The organism is Bacillus sp. RO1, assembly GCF_012524115.1.
Lineage (GTDB): Bacteria > Bacillota > Bacilli > Bacillales > Bacillaceae_I > Sutcliffiella_A.
In genome coordinates, this window is sequence record NZ_JAAZWB010000031.1 from 24049 (window position 1) to 39426 (window position 15378).

Here is a 15378-nt window from a genome sequence, read left to right on the forward strand (position 1 = left end):
CTTCTTCTCCATTATTTTCTCGATTTTGGATCTAACGCATCTCGTAGTCCGTCACCCATCATGTTAAATCCAATAACAACGAGCAAGATGACAAGTCCAGGGAATAACGTAATATGCGGAGCTTGCGTTAAATAAGCACGTCCTTGGCTTAGCATCGCTCCCCATTCTGGAGTAGGTGGTTTTGTTCCCATTCCGAGGAAGGATAGAGCACTTGCAGTAATAATGGCTGACGCGATATAAAGGGTTGCTTGTACAATAATTGGCGACATAATATTTGGAAGTATATGACGGAAAATAATTCTTCCATCTTTTGCTCCCATAGCTCTAATTGCATCCACATATTCAAGTTTTTTCACACTTAATGTAGATCCCCGAACAATTCTTGCAAAAGACGGTACCGCATAGAATGCTACTGCGATAATTACATTTCTCGTGCTGGCTCCTAGTACACTAACAATCGCTAATGCCAGTAGGATTCCTGGAAAAGCAAGTAATACATCACAAATTCTCATGATCAGACTATCAACCCATCTACCATAATAGCCTGCAACAATTCCTAAAGTTACTCCTGCTATCGCCCCCAAGATTGTCGAGACGAATCCTATTCCTAAAGAAATTTTTGTTCCATACAATAAACGACTAAAAATATCCCTACCTAATTCATCTGTACCTAAATAGTGCTCAGAAGATGGCCCTTGAAGCTTATCCATAACATTTGTAGTGTTTGGTTCATGGGTAGCTAGTACTGGGGCAAGCGCTCCGAGTATTACGACAGCTAATATAATAATAACCCCTGCCATGGCAGCTTTATTTTTAGCCATTCTTTTGTAGAAAGTCTTCCATCTTAGTGATTTGGCACTTTCCACTTTAACCGGAACACCCGTTGTCGTTTGAGGTTGTGGTTGACTCATGGTTCTTCTCATCCCTTCATCTGTTTGTAACATTCTTAATAATTCTAAATTTTCAACACAGCTAGCTACTATAATAGCGATTATTTTGTAATATTACAATAGTTTTAAAGAGTCTTAGGATACATAATTTTAAGAAATATATAAAATAAACCGGAGTTTATTCTTCATTATATGTATAAAAAATTAACAAAATTGTAATGTTTAGAGGTAATATCCTCCATATTATTACATTAATAATAAAATTGTTAAAATTTCTTGTAAAAGAACTCTTGTGAATTTTCAGTTTATAGATTATTATAAAAATCAATCATGGCTTTTCCATTGATTACAAACTTGTATCAACAAAATTTTTAGGGGGTAATTTTACATGAAAGCAAAAAAGAATGTGTTTTTCTTGCTTCTGCTTTCACTTATGCTAGTTCTTTCAGCATGTAGTGGCGGAAACAACAGCAGCGGATCCACAAACAACGGTGGTTCTGGTGACGGTGGGGAAGTTGAAGGTCAAGAAGGCGGCGAATTATCATTCGTAGTTGGTGCGGATGCTCCAACACTTGACCCTCATGGTATGAATGATACTTCTACAACTAACGTAACAACGCAAATTTTTGACCGTTTAACTGCATATGAAGCAGACGGAACTGTTATACCTTCACTAGCTGAGTCTTTTGAAGCTATTGATGACACTACTTGGGAATTCAAATTACGTACAGATGTTAAGTTCCACGATGGAACGGACTTCACTGCTGAAGCTGTTAAGTTAACACTTGACCGCATTTTAGATCCAGAAACTGCATCTCCACGTGCAGTAGTACTTAACATGATTCAAGAGGTTGTTGTTGTAGACGACCACACTGTTCATATTAAAACTGCTGAGCCATTCGCTCCACTACCGGCTCACTTAGCACATAACGCTGGTTCTATTATCGCTCCTTCTGCAATTGAAGAAGAAAAAAGTGGCGGAAAAACAGTTGACGAAAATCCAGTAGGAACAGGTCCTTTCGTATTTGATAACTGGAACCGTGGTTCTGAAATCACTTTAAAGAAAAATGCTGACTACTGGAATGGTGCGCCAGCACTTGATTCTATTAAATTTGTTGTAGTACCTGAACAATCTACTCGTGTAGCAATGCTTGAAGCTGGTGAAGCTAACGTTACACAAATCGGAGCTTCTGACGTTGCTCGTGTAGAAGGTATGGCAGGCGCTGGTATTGAATTAACTAACGTTCGCGGTACTCGTATGGACTACTTAGGATTCAACATGAATAAAGAGCCTTACAATATTAAAGAAGTTCGTCAAGCTATCTCTATGGCAATCAACAAAACTGATATCGTTGATGGTATCTTAGACGGTCAAGGTGTACCTGCCGTTGGACCTCTTGCTCCAACAGTTGTAGGTAACTACCAAGATCTTAAGCCACTTGGATATGATGTAGAAGCTGCTAAGCAACTTCTTGCAGATGCTGGCTTCGAAGATGGATTTGAAACAACTCTTTATGTAAACTCTGCAAACGCTGAGCGTGAGCAAATTGCAACACTTGTTCAAGATCAATTAAGCCAAATTGGAATCAAAGTAAACATCGAGATCATTGAGTGGGGTGCATTCCTTGATGCAACTGCAAATGGTGAGCACGAGCTATTCATCCTTGGATGGACTACTGTAACAGCTGATGCTGACTACGGTTTATACGCTCTATTCCACTCTTCTACATTCGGAGCTCCTGGTAACCGTTCCTTCTACGCTAACGACCGTGTAGATGAGCTACTTGACTATGCTCGCTCTGAAACGAACCAAGACGAGCGTAATGAAGCTTACAAAGAAGTTTCTGAAATTCTTGTAGACGAAGCTCCAATGGTTTACTTGCAACATCCTGACTTCAACTATGGAACAAACGGTGCAAACGGTCTATTCGTAGATTTCAGTGGTACTCCTTACTTCCACGGTGTGAAGCTTAACTAATTAAACATGACCCCTGACTAGAGATAGTCGGGGGTTTTTATGTTGTAGTATTGCTCACAAAAAAGAAACTAGCTGCTAACACTAGTTTCTGACGGTAGCTTAATAGTAAATGTAGTTCCCTTCCCAACTTCACTTTGTACTTCTATTTTCCCTTGTAATAACTCAATTATTTGAAAAGATATGGTCAAACCAATGCCGGTTCCCTTATCCTTAGTGGAATAAAAAGGTGTTCCTAATCTATCCACCTGTTGTATTGTCATCCCCACACCGTCATCAATAATCTCTATTAATATAGTTCCTCGATTGCTAGAAGCCTTAACGGTAACCGTTCCATCCTTTTCGATAGCTTCAATCGCATTCTTTATCAAATTGATTAAGACCTGTTTCATTTCATCCTTATTTCCCTTAATATACAATTCTGCTTCAATCTCATGACGAATTATCGTGTTATTGATAGCCGTATAAGTGGACATGAGCTGGACTACATTTTCCAATTCTTGAGATACATTTACCCTGTCCATCCCTTGTTTATTTGGTTTGGCCAGTGATAGATAGTCTTGAATAATGGTTTGAGCCCGGTCTAATTCTTCGATAGAGATATCAATATACCTTTTTTGAGAACTATTTAGATTATCATCTTGACTCATCAACTGCAGAAATCCACGTGTAGATGTCATTGGGTTCCTGACTTCATGTGCAACCGACGCAGCAAGCTCACTTACCACTTTTAATTTTTCAGAACGTTGCAACTCATGCTGCAATTGCATCTGCATATTCAAATTTTCTATAATCATAATCGATGTTACTAACGAGACCCAAGTAATAAAAGAAACCATTACATTTAGAAGAATCTCTTTCTCTTCATTCAGGTAAAATAACCTGATTGCTCTGGTTGCTGTAATGACTAAAAATAAAAAGGATATGATTGAAATTTTCTTTTTTAAGCTCAAACTTGTATATCTATTCCGAAATGTTATAAGAAGTCCTGCTAAAATTAAGTAATTTATCACCATTACAATAATATGGTCATCACCGATAATATATAGGTAATAAAGCATGGACACCATTACTGCAACACCTGTTAACAAACCACCATATAAAAATGACAAAATGACAGGTATCAACTTTTGATCATAATATGAGCCCTCAGTCACCTCAATCGGGAAAGACATCGTACAGATGACCATGAATATCATTATAACTAGAAAGCGATAATTAACTTTCCCTTTTGATCCAATACCACCTTTATTTAAAAACTGATAATAAACCAAAATGGGAAACAAAATAATTAATACATGATATAAAACATGTCCTACATTACCAACCATATCAACGCCCCTACCAACATTAGCTCTCATTAGTCCATTATTAATACTTCGCTTTTCGTTCCATCTTTTCCTCCTTTTATCCCATAAGAAAAACCAGCCCCTCGGCTGGTTTTTCTTATGCAAATTTCTTATTTTGCTCTTTCTTAAAGAACTCTTTCATCGCATGAAAGACATCGGGCTTTTGCTTCAAAATGTAATGCCTGAATTTCTCGTTATTCACATTCTTATATGCCGACATAAGTGTTGAATGTCTGTTATACTGATTTACCTCACCATAACCGAACATATTGGAAACCTTCATCAGTTCCGCGACCAATTTAACGCAACGTTGATTATCTGAAGTCAGGTTATCTCCATCTGAAAAATGGAAAGGATAAATATTGTAACGCGTTGGATTGTACTTTGTATCAATTAACTCCAATGCTTTCCTGTAGGCAGATGAACAAATCGTCCCCCCACTTTCTCCTTTTGAAAAGAAATCCTCTTCACTTACGACTTTCGCTTCAGTATGATGAGCGATAAACTCAATATCCACTGTTTCATATTTTGTTCTCAAAAATCTTGTCATCCAGAAGAAAAAGCTGCGCGCCATATATTTTTCCCACATGCCCATAGATCCGCTGGTATCCATCATCATTAACACCACTGCTTTGGAATCCGGCTTAACCACTTCATTCCAAGTCTTAAACTTGAGATCTTCCTGATAGATTGGATGAAAGCTTGCCGTACCTGTCATCGCATTCCGTTTATAAGCAGACATCATCGTACGTTTTTTATCTATATTCCCCATAAGACCAGTGCGTCTAATATCGTTAAATTCATAGTGCTCGATGATATTTTCATCGCGCTCTTTCTGCTGCAGGTTTGGCAGCTCCAGCTGGTTGAAAAGTGCCGCTTCAAGATCCATTAAGGACACTTCAGCCTCATAATAGTCCTCTCCAGCCTGATCTCCCGCTCCTTGCCCCTTACCTGGACCCTTCTGCTGACCCGACCCGTCCCTGGCTACAACGTCCCCGACCTGACTGTCTCCATCTCCTTGGCCAACATGCTTGTTTTTGTCATAATTATAACGAATTCTGTACTCATCTAAAGACCTGATTGGGATCTTAACGACCTCTCTGCCATTGGACATTACAATGTTCTCTTCAGTAATAAGATCTGGTAAGTTATTTTTGATAGCCTCCTGGACCTTTTCCTGATGGCGTTTTTGGTCGTCGTGGCCTTTTCGATGGAGGGACCAATCCTCTTTGGACACTACAAAATTCGTATCATCTGACATTGTCATCGATATCCCTCCCTATTTAATTCATTTTACGTTTCTAGGAACCTTTTCATCACTATTTTCATAAAATATCTTGGTGAAATTTAATGAATCCAACCTTTGTGACAATTAGGGTTGGTTACTCTATCCTATGCACATATCTCAAATAATTGACAGATTATTTAGATAATTGGGCGCGTAATTCTTTAAATGAGACAAGCGTGTAACGATCTGTTAGTAATAATAATTTTATGCTGCGTGGGGGTCGTACTATACGATGAATATCTTTATATACAATAAAAAAACCTTCCGAAAATACTGGAAGGTTTTTTTATTCTTTTTCATTTTCCTGATTGTTTTTATGCTGCTTAGGACTGCGCTCTCTGTCCGTTTTATTTTCCTTCAGCTGCTCCATTTCCTTTGCCAGCTTTTCCATCTCTTTTTCATTTGGGGCCATTGTATTTTCATAGGTTTTTTCTTTACTCATTGTTATCACCTCTTAATAATAATTTCCCCTTAATTTGTATTTACAAACCTATACATAGTAAAAAGCAGCGGGAATGAGCCCCGCTGCTTACCTTGTTACCTATTTAATAAACTACCTACGTATCTTAATAGATCATTAGCTGAAGTGGAGTTATAGCCATGCTCATCAATTAAACGGGCCACCACTTCATTTATTTTCTTCAACTGTGTTTCATCCGGAGTCTTGGAAGAAGTGGTAATCTTCACCACATCCTTCAGATCTGCAAACAGCTTTTTCTGGATCGCTTCTCTTAAGCGCTCATGGGAGTTGTAGTCAAATCGCTTACCTTTACGTGCATAAGCGGAAATCCTGATTAATATCTCTTCGCGGAATGCCTTTTTCGCGTTTTCAGAGATTCCAATCTGCTCCTCAATGGAACGCATCAATTTCTCATCGGCACTCATCTCTTCCCCAGTAAGAGGGTCTCTAAGTTTCGCCTTATTACAATACGCCTCGACGTTATCCAGATAGTTATCCATCAATGTCTTCGCAGACTCTTCATACGAGTACACAAATGCTTTCTGAACTTCCTTCTTGGCAATATTATCATATTCTTTTCTCGCTACTGAAATGAAGTTCAAGAATCTCTCTCTATCTTCATTAGATATAGAAGCATGCTGGTCAAGTCCTTCTTTTAACGAACGCAGTACATCAAGGGCATTGATGGACGGAATTTCTTTTCGGATAATGGTTGATGAGATTCTGTTGATCACATAACGTGGATCAATTCCGCTCATCCCTTCATCTGCATATTCTTTTTTAAGCTCCTGTACATCCACAGAGTTGAAGCCTTCGACCGACTCTCCATCGTACAAACGCATTTTCTTTACCAAATCGATATCCCCACGTTTGGCTTCTTTCAGTCGCGTGAGAATCGTAAACATCGCAGCGACCCTAAGCGTATGCGGTGCAATATGGACATTGGCCACATCACTCTCATTGATCATCTTTTCATAAATTCTCTCTTCTTCAGAAAGCCTTAAGTTATATGGAACCGGCATCACGATGATACGCGAATGCAAGGCTTCATTCTTTTTATTGGAGATGAAAGAGCGATACTCCGTTTCATTTGTATGCGCAACAATTAACTCATCCGCACTAATCAACGCAAATCGTCCTGCTTTGAAATTACCTTCCTGTGTTAAGGATAATAGATGCCACAAAAACTTCTCATCACATTTGAGCATCTCCTGGAATTCCATCATTCCGCGGTTGGCTTTATTCAGCTCCCCATCGAAACGATATGCCCGAGGATCAGATTCCGAGCCAAACTCTGCAATGGTGGAGAAGTCGATGCTTCCTGTTAAATCTGCGATATCTTGTGATTTTGGATCGGACGGGCTGAATGTACCAATTCCCACTCGTTGATTTTCTGATAGGAAAATACGTTCCACTAAAACATCTTCAATTCTGCCTCCAAATTCCTTTTCCAATCTCATCATATTTAATGGAGACAAGTTACCTTCAACTCTGATGCCATATTCGTTATAAAAATCATCACGTAAATGATGTGGTATCAAGTGCAGCGGATCCTCATGCATCGGACAGCCTTTGATAGCATATACAGCCCCTCTATCTGTATGGGTGTATTGCTCTAGGCCTCTTTTAAGAATAGTCACTAGAGTGGACTTCCCTCCACTAACAGGTCCCATTAAAAGAAGGATCCTTTTCCTAACATCCAATCTTTTGGCTGCCGGATGGAAATACTCCTCAACCAAACGCTCTAATGCTTCTTCTAAACCAAAAAGAGCATTGCTAAAGAAATTATACTTTCGCTGACCATTGATCTCTTCTACCCCAGCATCTTTAATCATATTGTAAACCCGTGAATGTGCGGATTGAGCTACCCAAGGTTCTTGTTTCAAAATTTCCAAATACTGCCCGAAGGTTCCTTCCCACTTCAGCCTCTGTTCTTCTTCTCGATACTTTTCAATTTTACGTAAAATATCCATAAGGACCTCCCCTTTTATTACAGCTTCAAGAGTCGTGATTTCGTGATTAATATACTCTATGCTCCTTGGAAGTGAAACATGCTATTTTTAAAAGTTTGTAGGTACATAAATGAATGTAAGACATCCCCTGTTGCCTGAAGTGCAAGGTGTGAGACATCGGAGGGAGGCAGCAATAACTGGAGAACCCACAGACGAGGAGACTTAAGCTCAATCACTGCCTTCTGAAAGCAAACACCTGGAACGGGTGGAAACAAAGGGTTAAAAAAGAACACTGTCAAAAATTATCCACAGATTTCATTCACATAACCCGTCCATTGGGCTATAATATAGATAGTATGCTTACATGAACTAAACCTACATAAGGAGGAACCTAACATGGGTACATCTGGATTCTTAATCTTAGGCGTATGTCTTGCATTCCTAACAGCAATCTTCACTGCTGGCTATAATGAGCGCCCTGGTACACGTAAAAAGTAATTCGTATAAAATAAAGAAGCCCTCTACCTTTCAACTTTTGCTTGGAAGGTGGAGGGCTTCTCTTATTTTATTCTTCCGGAAACTCAATGGATAAGTTCGGATAGTCCTGCTGACGTAAAGCTTCGTATATTAAAATCGCAGCAGTATTGGACAAATTCAATGACCTTACATTCTTTGTCATCGGCAAACGCAAACATTGATCCAAATTACTCTGAATCAAATCTTTTGGAAGACCTGTCGTCTCTCTTCCAAATACAAAGAAGTAATCCTTATCCAATTTGCTGTAATCAAATGAAGTATGGGGCTTCATCCCGAACTTCGTAATATAGAAGAATTCGGCTTCTTTATTTTTTTCAAACAACTCATCCAAAGAGTCATAATAAACAACATTAACAAATTCCCAATAATCAAGCCCCGCACGCTTCAACATCTTATCGTCCGTCGAAAAGCCAAGCGGTCTGATTAAATGCAATGTTGTGTTCGTAGCTGCACAAGTTCTAGCAATATTTCCTGTATTAGCTGGAATCTCTGGTTGATATAATACCACATGTAATCCCACAATCGTCACCTCATATTTCTTTCACTTATATCCTATACAACAATACCTTTTTATCTCATTGGAATCAAGTGTCTTCTAACGGTCTATGACGTGGAAAAATTTATATTTTATGTTAGGCGTATACGCAGTGGAATCCTCGTACTTCCAATATCTCATCCGCGAGTTATAAGTGTTGGCATTCACCAAAGGCTCCCCATTCTCATCTTTTGCGACCACAATCGTATTATGATCAAACCGGCCATCTCCCTCAAAATCATAGCAAATAACATCACCCGGCATAAGCTGCGACACGTTGCTTACTTCTTTCGCCTTCAGTCCTTGTTTTGCATTTGGTAAATACCATCTGAGCGCATGAGCCACTGCCCACGTATAACTCCAATCATTATTCCGCATCCACCATCCGCCAGATTTCTTCGGATAACCGACCATCGGTGCTCCCCCAGCATACAAACACTGCGAAATATAATTCGTACAATTCACCTCAAACTTCTTAAACTGTGGGTTGTAGCTGTTCCAATACTGCTCTGCATACCTGACCGCTTCCATACGACTATACTTAAAACGGAGAGGCTGCTGTTTTTCATCCTCTTCTTGTGGCGGAATGAACCGAGGAGAAGTACGATCTCCCTCATCCTGAATAGAGAAGTCTTGTATAAGTTCACCGTCAATCCATTCCGAATAACGCTGATCAGCTTCTTCCTCAAGATACAGATTTTCTTTTTGCTTTATCAGATACCGAATGTGAATCTCATAAAAAACATTAGCCTCCCGCTGTTGTTCATCCTCATGTATCGAATGTATTCTCGCCGTCGCACTGCACTTAACGATCTCCGCTCCTCTACGCTTATGTGCTTCTTGTTTTTGTTTTATCGTAGCATCGTTCATAATTGTTCTGCTGGTTTGCTTGCTTTTGTAAACATAAGTATCGAGGCGATTTTGAATATGTGCTTTAAGCTTATCTCTCATGGGCTTGCCCCTCTCTCTGGGTAATGGTCCTTGTAGATATGTTTATGTGGGGGGCTTGGGTTTTGTGTAGGGGATTTTTGGTTTGATTTTGTTTTTTGTATTTTTTAGAAGTGCATGTGAAGAATGTGGTTTGGTTTGGTCTTTGTGAAAAGCTTTTGGGTAACTGGATTTTGGTCACGAAGGTATTTGTCTAGTATGAGGACAATGTTTCCCACTTTCTCTTGGTGGAGGGAGTCATTCACTTCGTATGAGGACAATGTTTCCCACTTTCCCTTGGTGGAGGGAGTCATTCACTTCGTATGAGGACAATGTTTCCCACTTTCCCTTGGTGGAGGGAGTCATTCACTTCGTATGAGGACAATGTTTCTCACTTTCTCTTGGTGGAGGGAGTCATTCACTTCGTATGAGGACAATGTTTCCCACTTTCTCTTGGTGGAGGGAGTCATTCACTTCGTATGAGGACAATGTTTCTCACTTTCCCTTGGTGGAGGGAGTCATTCACTTCGTATGGGGACAATGTTTCCTCAACTCACTTAATGAAGGGAGTCATTCAGCATTTAATTACCAATTCTTTGTGAATCCTTAACATAATTAGCCGACTTTCCATGTCCAATTAATGAAAAGTTAATGTGTAAAACCCTTTGAATTACTTTCTTAGAGACCATTTCCCCAATCCAATCATGAATGATCTTTGTAGTGATTTTCATCTGTGGAAACAAACTACAACACTCATTTATAGCCCTTACCAAAGCCACCTCCAAATCTTCCTTACTTCCGCACATTTTACATTCAATCATTCTATACTGATGGCGGATATCCATCTCCCCACACCCAACACAAACAATCCCTTTCCGCAGTTCCTCATACCGGTACTCAGGCAGTCTTTCATATGGTGACTTCTCAATATGCAGCTCGCACAGCTTCTCGGCCAAACGAGAGTGACGTGTATTTAACCTTACAGAACCAGAAAATTGCTTCAATAATTTTTTAGAAAATCGATTCAATTGGGAATTAAACACTATGGGTAATTTAGGTGGGCAATTATATAGATTAAACTCCGGGTTAATAAATATGAGGTTTGATTCTATGGGGAGTTGATATCCGAGGCTTTTAAGAAGTTGTCTTAACGCGGTTTCGCACCGTTGCATTTGTAATAAGGGGTCTTTTACTTCTTTACTACCGGAATACCACCTGTCTTTTTCAAGTAAGAAATCCCCTTCAAAATTCTTCACTTCAAACAAGTACACCCTATCCCCTCCAATCACAAGCGAGTCAATTTGAAACAAACTGCCTGCGTATTCCAGCCGCAGATCATTCACCACAATCCACTCGCCATCCAAGCCAGAAAACCATTTATCAAAAAGCACCTCCCCCTGATAGCCTTTTTCGAGATTCCAAAATCGGCTATCATCCAAGAGACCTTCTCGAGCCTTTAGCATTCTTAATAATTTCAGCTCCTCTGACTCCATACGCTCCTTCATCATAAAACTCATTCACAACTCTCCCTTCAAATTTTTAAAAAAGCAGGCAAACCTAATTACCTACTTTTAATCCAAAACCCAATACTCGCTTGTTCCACCATGAACCTGTAGAAACATCTCGCTAATTGCCGCAAGCATTTCTTCACATTCACCACTTTCCATCGATGGTTTGAAATACACAACATGCAGCGCAGAAGTACTCTCCTCTGACACGGCCGTCCTACGACTATCGACAAAAGGACTTCCAAACGGACCAGCTTCATCACTTGTGTGAAGCATCTTAGATAACTTAATTTCCCGTCCATTTAATCCTTCATAGGTTGCCGTCTCGTCCCCCACCGAAATCCTTACATCTCCGATAATCTTATCAGCATCATAGATTCCTAAGGGTATTTCATATTTCATAGAAAAAAAGTTATTCAAATCGACAGCTGAATTGAACGGTTCTAGGAACTGCCCTTTTTTAATTCTGCGGTACAACGCCTCGACAGATGGACGATACCTAGATGGATCTGTCCCTGTTTCCTTGAATACAGAACGCCACTCCGACACCCCCGGAATATCTTTCATATCCTTATCTTCTAAATCCAAGTGAAGCGATTCTTGGAAAAGGCGAATTCTGCCTTTCAACATCTGTGGCGAGGAACCCACTGTAATATCTTGATAAAAAATGATACCGAACTTCCCGGCTATATTTTCAGCAACCAATACTCTCATCTAGTTCACCCTTTCTTTTCATGATTACGGTAATTGTATCATATAACTTGTTCAATGCTCCCTTCAAGATTTTTGACTCATAATGGATATAATTAGTTATATCAAACAAAATGATCCATCGAAAAAATATGTTAAAATATAGGTTGACTAAATACAAGACTAAATACAATGAAGGAGGTGTTCACATTGAATGAGGAAAACATAAAACTAAAAGAAGAAATTATCTCATACAGTAAAGAGATTGGCATTGATAAGATTGGATTTGCAAGTGCAGGAGTGTTCACTGGTCTAAAAGAGCGACTAATCACTCAACAGCAACTCCACTATCAATCTGGGTTTGAAGAAGCTGATATTGAGAAACGTACAAACCCGGAACTACTAGTTCCCAAGGCTAAAAGCATTATTGCCATTGCTCTTGCATATCCCTCCAAAATGAAAGACGCACCAAGAAGCACCCGTGAAGATCGACGAGGGATATTTTGCCGCGCATCCTGGGGAGTCGATTACCATGATATCTTACGGGAGAAACTCAGATTGTTAGAAGCATTTATTAAAGAAAGACGCCCAGACGCTCTAACAAAATCTATGGTAGATACCGGTGAGCTAAGTGACAGGGCTGTTGCAGAACGCGCAGGTATAGGTTGGAGCGGGAAGAACTGTGCCATCATTACTCCTGAATTTGGCTCCTATGTGTATTTAGGGGAAATGATAACTACGATACCTTTTGAGCCAGATACCCCTTTAGAAGATAACTGTGGGTCCTGTAATAAATGTGTAGAAGTTTGTCCAACAGGTGCACTCGTTCAAGGTGGACAACTCGATTCTAATAAATGCATTGCCTTCCTGACACAAACAAAAGGCTTCCTTGCCGAAGAATATCGCACCAAATTAGGTAACAGACTATACGGCTGTGATACTTGCCAGACAGTGTGCCCTGAGAATAAAGGAAAAGATTTTCACCTGCATCCTGAAATGGAGCCCGATCCTGAAATCGTAAAACCGAAGCTAAAACCTCTTTTGACCATCTCCAACAGAGAATTCAAAGGGAACTTTGGTAAGATCTCTGGATCATGGCGTGGGAAAAAACCTATACAACGAAATGCCATTATCGCGCTCGCTCATTACAAAGATACTTCGGCTATACCTGATCTCCAAAGTCTATTAAAAAATGACCCTCGTCCGGTAATAAGAGGAACCGCAGCTTGGGCATTAGGAAAAATAGGGGACAAGCAAGCTTTAGAAACACTGCAACATTATCAAACAAAGGAAAAAGATCCTGAAGTGTTAAAAGAACTTGAAAAAGGAATTAGCATGCTTACTGAGTAGAGCGAATCACTTACGAAAGCGAAAGCCACAGAACATAATAATGTTCCGTGGCTTTTTTAGCTATGAATTAAACTGAACATCTAAAAATACAAAAAAGACCTCAACAATAAGTTGAAGTCTTGAAAAGTTATGTATGGAGCGGGTGATGGGAATCGAACCCACGACATCAGCTTGGAAGGCTGAGGTTTTACCATTAAACTACACCCGCGATTGGTACCGGTGGCCGGGGTCGAACCGGCACTCCAGAGGAACACGATTTTGAGTCGTGCGCGTCTGCCAATTCCGCCACACCGGCATACTCAATCATAATTATTCAAATGGTGCCGAGGACCGGAATCGAACCGGTACGGTAGTCACCTACCGCAGGATTTTAAGTCCTGTGCGTCTGCCAGTTCCGCCACCCCGGCTTGTCTCGTATATATGAATAACTACTTTTTAATAAAATTGGAGGTGGCAACCGGATTTGAACCGGTGATAAAGGTTTTGCAGACCTTGGCCTTACCACTTGGCTATGCCACCTAAAATATTTGGAGCGGAAGACGGGATTCGAACCCGCGACCCCCACCTTGGCAAGGTGGTGTTCTACCACTGAACTACTTCCGCAAAAATGGCTGGGCTAGCTGGATTCGAACCAACGCATGTCGCAGTCAAAGTGCGATGCCTTACCGCTTGGCTATAGCCCAATAAATTTAGAAATAAAAAAGACTTAAATGAAAGTCGATAATAAGTAAATTATGGGGCGACTGATGGGAATCGAACCCACGAATGCCTGAACCACAATCAGGTGCGTTAACCACTTCGCCACAATCGCCATAATTTTTAAATTGGCAGGGGCAGTAGGAATCGAACCCACACCGGAGGTTTTGGAGACCTCTGTTCTACCGTTAAACTATGCCCCTACAATACAATTTGTTACTAATTTTTAAGGAATGGTGGAGGGGGGCAGATTCGAACTGCCGAACCCGAAGGAGCGGATTTACAGTCCGCCGCGTTTAGCCACTTCGCTACCCCTCCATATTTCTGGTGCCGGCGATAGGAGTCGAACCCACGACCTACTGATTACAAGTCAGTTGCTCTACCAACTGAGCTACACCGGCATTATATGGTGATTCTTTCATTTTGGTGAAAAAATCATGGTGGCTCGGGACGGAATCGAACCGCCGACACATGGATTTTCAGTCCATTGCTCTACCAACTGAGCTACCGAGCCTAATTTAATTTTCAAAGAAAATGGCGGTCCCGACCGGGATCGAACCGGCGATCTCCTGCGTGACAGGCAGGCATGTTAACCGCTACACCACGGGACCATTTGGTTGCGGGGACAGGATTTGAACCTGCGACCTTCGGGTTATGAGCCCGACGAGCTACCAGACTGCTCCACCCCGCGATAGTAATAAATATGTTACAAAGATATAATGGTGGAGGATGACGGGATCGAACCGCCGACCCCCTGCTTGTAAGGCAGGTGCTCTCCCAGCTGAGCTAATCCTCCTATGTAATGTCAAATGTTATGTTCATTGACAGACTTCATAAGGAAAGTTATTTTTACTATCCTAAGAAACTTTGGTGACCCGTACGAGATTCGAACCCGTGTTACCGCCGTGAAAGGGCGGTGTCTTAACCGCTTGACCAACGGGCCAAAGATAATGGCGGAGAACAAGGGATGTGAACCCATGAGACGGCCTTGACCGTCTACACGAGTACCAATCGTGCTCCTTCGGCCACTCGGACAGCTCTCCATTTAGTTGGCTCCACCAGTAGGATTCGAACCAACGACCCTTCGGTTAACAGCCGAATGCTCTACCGCTGAGCGATGGTTGATTAATACCAGCCTGGCAACGTCCTACTCTCACAGGGGGAGATCCCCCAACTACCATCGGCGCTGAAGAGCTTAACTTCCGTGTTCGGTATGGGAAC

At 40.8% G+C, this 15378-nt stretch carries 11 protein-coding genes, 17 tRNA genes and 1 rRNA gene; 2 read left to right on the plus strand and 27 right to left on the minus strand.

Features of this window, described 5'->3' with window-relative positions; translation table 11 throughout:
* Positions 1 to 11: 11 nt before the first annotated feature.
* Complete coding sequence (locus HC179_RS02275; RefSeq protein ID WP_168862860.1) at positions 12 to 911, minus strand: ABC transporter permease; 900 nt, start codon at positions 909 to 911, stop codon at positions 12 to 14.
* A 367-nt stretch (positions 912 to 1278) separates the two neighbouring features.
* Between HC179_RS02275 and HC179_RS02280 the strand changes: the two genes are divergently transcribed.
* Entirely contained in the window at positions 1279 to 2868 is a 1590-nt protein-coding gene (locus tag HC179_RS02280; protein WP_168862861.1) for a glutathione ABC transporter substrate-binding protein, read from the plus strand.
* Between the two features lie 68 nt (positions 2869 to 2936).
* Here the strand turns inward: HC179_RS02280 and HC179_RS02285 are convergent, their stop codons facing one another.
* The 8 genes from HC179_RS02285 to HC179_RS02320 all read right to left on the minus strand — a co-directional run bounded on the left by HC179_RS02285 (position 2937) and on the right by HC179_RS02320 (position 12135).
* Complete coding sequence (locus HC179_RS02285) at positions 2937 to 4196, minus strand: ATP-binding protein (protein WP_168862862.1); 1260 nt, start codon at positions 4194 to 4196, stop codon at positions 2937 to 2939.
* A gap of 115 nt (positions 4197 to 4311) precedes the next feature.
* Positions 4312 to 5481 (minus strand): sporulation protein YhbH, encoded by a 1170-nt coding sequence (gene yhbH / locus HC179_RS02290; RefSeq protein ID WP_168862863.1) that lies wholly within the window; start codon positions 5479 to 5481, stop codon positions 4312 to 4314.
* 307 nt (positions 5482 to 5788) lie between these two features.
* Entirely contained in the window at positions 5789 to 5944 is a 156-nt protein-coding gene (locus tag HC179_RS02295; protein ID WP_168862864.1) for a hypothetical protein, read from the minus strand.
* A 95-nt stretch (positions 5945 to 6039) separates the two neighbouring features.
* Positions 6040 to 7935, minus strand: coding sequence for a PrkA family serine protein kinase (locus HC179_RS02300; protein WP_168862865.1), 1896 nt, complete (start codon positions 7933 to 7935; stop codon positions 6040 to 6042).
* Between the two features lie 544 nt (positions 7936 to 8479).
* A complete protein-coding gene (gene trmL / locus HC179_RS02305) occupies positions 8480 to 8980 on the minus strand; it encodes a tRNA (uridine(34)/cytosine(34)/5-carboxymethylaminomethyluridine(34)-2'-O)-methyltransferase TrmL (protein WP_168862866.1) in 501 nt (166 codons plus the stop codon).
* Positions 8981 to 9046: 66 nt separating this feature from the next.
* Positions 9047 to 9937, minus strand: a complete 891-nt coding sequence (locus tag HC179_RS02310) for an amidase domain-containing protein (RefSeq protein WP_168862867.1) — start codon at positions 9935 to 9937, stop codon at positions 9047 to 9049.
* Positions 9938 to 10494: 557 nt separating this feature from the next.
* Positions 10495 to 11430 (minus strand): nuclease-related domain-containing protein, encoded by a 936-nt coding sequence (locus HC179_RS02315; RefSeq protein ID WP_168862868.1) that lies wholly within the window; start codon positions 11428 to 11430, stop codon positions 10495 to 10497.
* Positions 11431 to 11484: 54 nt separating this feature from the next.
* Positions 11485 to 12135, minus strand: a complete 651-nt coding sequence (locus HC179_RS02320) for a B3/B4 domain-containing protein (RefSeq protein WP_168862869.1) — start codon at positions 12133 to 12135, stop codon at positions 11485 to 11487.
* Between the two features lie 168 nt (positions 12136 to 12303).
* On the opposite strand from HC179_RS02320, the gene queG reads away from it, so the two are divergent.
* On the plus strand, positions 12304 to 13461 hold the full coding sequence (gene queG / locus HC179_RS02325; protein WP_168862870.1) for a tRNA epoxyqueuosine(34) reductase QueG: 1158 nt from the start codon (positions 12304 to 12306) through the stop codon (positions 13459 to 13461).
* A 134-nt stretch (positions 13462 to 13595) separates the two neighbouring features.
* On the opposite strand, the gene HC179_RS02330 is transcribed toward queG, so the two are convergent.
* The 18 genes from HC179_RS02330 to rrf all read right to left on the minus strand — a co-directional run.
* Positions 13596 to 13669, minus strand: a tRNA-Gly gene (locus HC179_RS02330).
* 3 nt (positions 13670 to 13672) lie between these two features.
* Positions 13673 to 13756, minus strand: a tRNA-Leu gene (locus HC179_RS02335).
* Between the two features lie 23 nt (positions 13757 to 13779).
* Positions 13780 to 13868 (minus strand) — tRNA-Leu (locus HC179_RS02340).
* A gap of 38 nt (positions 13869 to 13906) precedes the next feature.
* Positions 13907 to 13980: transfer RNA gene (locus tag HC179_RS02345), tRNA-Cys, on the minus strand.
* 9 nt (positions 13981 to 13989) lie between these two features.
* Positions 13990 to 14064: transfer RNA gene (locus tag HC179_RS02350), tRNA-Gly, on the minus strand.
* Between the two features lie 5 nt (positions 14065 to 14069).
* Positions 14070 to 14144 (minus strand) — tRNA-Gln (locus tag HC179_RS02355).
* Positions 14145 to 14196: 52 nt separating this feature from the next.
* A tRNA-His gene (locus tag HC179_RS02360) sits at positions 14197 to 14272 on the minus strand.
* A 14-nt stretch (positions 14273 to 14286) separates the two neighbouring features.
* A tRNA-Trp gene (locus HC179_RS02365) sits at positions 14287 to 14360 on the minus strand.
* Between the two features lie 31 nt (positions 14361 to 14391).
* A tRNA-Tyr gene (locus HC179_RS02370) sits at positions 14392 to 14475 on the minus strand.
* A 7-nt stretch (positions 14476 to 14482) separates the two neighbouring features.
* A tRNA-Thr gene (locus HC179_RS02375) sits at positions 14483 to 14558 on the minus strand.
* Between the two features lie 37 nt (positions 14559 to 14595).
* Positions 14596 to 14671: transfer RNA gene (locus HC179_RS02380), tRNA-Phe, on the minus strand.
* A 21-nt stretch (positions 14672 to 14692) separates the two neighbouring features.
* Positions 14693 to 14768 (minus strand) — tRNA-Asp (locus HC179_RS02385).
* Between the two features lie 3 nt (positions 14769 to 14771).
* Positions 14772 to 14848 (minus strand) — tRNA-Met (locus tag HC179_RS02390).
* Positions 14849 to 14877: 29 nt separating this feature from the next.
* Positions 14878 to 14953, minus strand: a tRNA-Val gene (locus HC179_RS02395).
* Between the two features lie 72 nt (positions 14954 to 15025).
* A tRNA-Glu gene (locus HC179_RS02400) sits at positions 15026 to 15100 on the minus strand.
* Between the two features lie 8 nt (positions 15101 to 15108).
* A tRNA-Thr gene (locus HC179_RS02405) sits at positions 15109 to 15200 on the minus strand.
* Positions 15201 to 15207: 7 nt separating this feature from the next.
* Positions 15208 to 15282 (minus strand) — tRNA-Asn (locus tag HC179_RS02410).
* A gap of 9 nt (positions 15283 to 15291) precedes the next feature.
* Positions 15292 to 15378: ribosomal RNA gene (rrf, locus tag HC179_RS02415) — 5S ribosomal RNA — on the minus strand; the annotation flags it as partial.

Coding starts and splice junctions, on each gene's coding strand:
- HC179_RS02315 (WP_168862868.1), bottom strand. CDS start 11,430: ATGAGTTTTATGATGAAGGAGCGTATGGAGTCAGAGGAGCTGAAATTA.
- yhbH (WP_168862863.1), bottom strand. CDS start 5,481: ATGACAATGTCAGATGATACGAATTTTGTAGTGTCCAAAGAGGATTGG.
- HC179_RS02300 (WP_168862865.1), bottom strand. CDS start 7,935: ATGGATATTTTACGTAAAATTGAAAAGTATCGAGAAGAAGAACAGAGG.
- HC179_RS02295 (WP_168862864.1), bottom strand. CDS start 5,944: ATGAGTAAAGAAAAAACCTATGAAAATACAATGGCCCCAAATGAAAAA.
- HC179_RS02310 (WP_168862867.1), bottom strand. CDS start 9,937: ATGAGAGATAAGCTTAAAGCACATATTCAAAATCGCCTCGATACTTAT.
- HC179_RS02285 (WP_168862862.1), bottom strand. CDS start 4,196: ATGGTTGGTAATGTAGGACATGTTTTATATCATGTATTAATTATTTTG.
- HC179_RS02275 (WP_168862860.1), bottom strand. CDS start 911: ATGAGTCAACCACAACCTCAAACGACAACGGGTGTTCCGGTTAAAGTG.
- HC179_RS02320 (WP_168862869.1), bottom strand. CDS start 12,135: ATGAGAGTATTGGTTGCTGAAAATATAGCCGGGAAGTTCGGTATCATT.
- queG (WP_168862870.1), top strand. CDS start 12,304: ATGAAGGAGGTGTTCACATTGAATGAGGAAAACATAAAACTAAAAGAA.
- HC179_RS02280 (WP_168862861.1), top strand. CDS start 1,279: ATGAAAGCAAAAAAGAATGTGTTTTTCTTGCTTCTGCTTTCACTTATG.